General features: G+C 57.3%; 1 protein-coding gene. It reads right to left on the bottom strand.

From position 1 onward, the window contains the following. Nucleotides 1-555, bottom strand: a 555-nt coding sequence (locus L6R21_28245) for a MoxR family ATPase (protein MCK6563096.1), incomplete at both ends; no start/stop codon positions are given.

Genomic DNA, 555 nt, shown 5'->3' on the forward strand with positions numbered 1-555 from the left:
CATCGCTCGAGACATTTTCCGCTTCCGCTTCGTACGAGGTCAGCACGCGGTGACGCAGAACGTCGGGCGCAATTTCTTTGACATCGTCGGGAATCACAAAACCGCGTCCGTGCAAAAAGGCGTGCGCGCGCGACGCTTCAATCATGTAGATGCCCGCGCGGGGCGACGCGCCAAAGGCGATAAGCGGTTTCAAATGCGCGAGACCGTAATCGGCGGGCTTGCGCGTGGCTACGACGAGGTTCAACACATAATCTTTCAGCCGTTCGTCCACGTACACTTCTTTGACCAATTTACGCGCGTTCAAAATCGTTTCGGGCGCGACGACGCTGCGGGCGTGCGGTTTGTGCGCGCCGGTCATGCGGTCGAGCATGTCGCGTTCGTCCGCGCGCGCGGGATAGTCCACCAAAAGTTTGAACATGAAACGGTCTACTTGCGCTTCGGGCAGCGGATACGTGCCCTCTTGCTCGATTGGGTTTTGCGTCGCCATCACCATGAAAAGTTCGGGCAATTTATCCGTTTTGGACGCAATCGTGATTTGGCGTTCCTGCATCGCTT

The organism is bacterium, from assembly GCA_023150945.1.
Taxonomy (GTDB): domain Bacteria; phylum Zhuqueibacterota; class Zhuqueibacteria; order Zhuqueibacterales; family Zhuqueibacteraceae; genus Coneutiohabitans.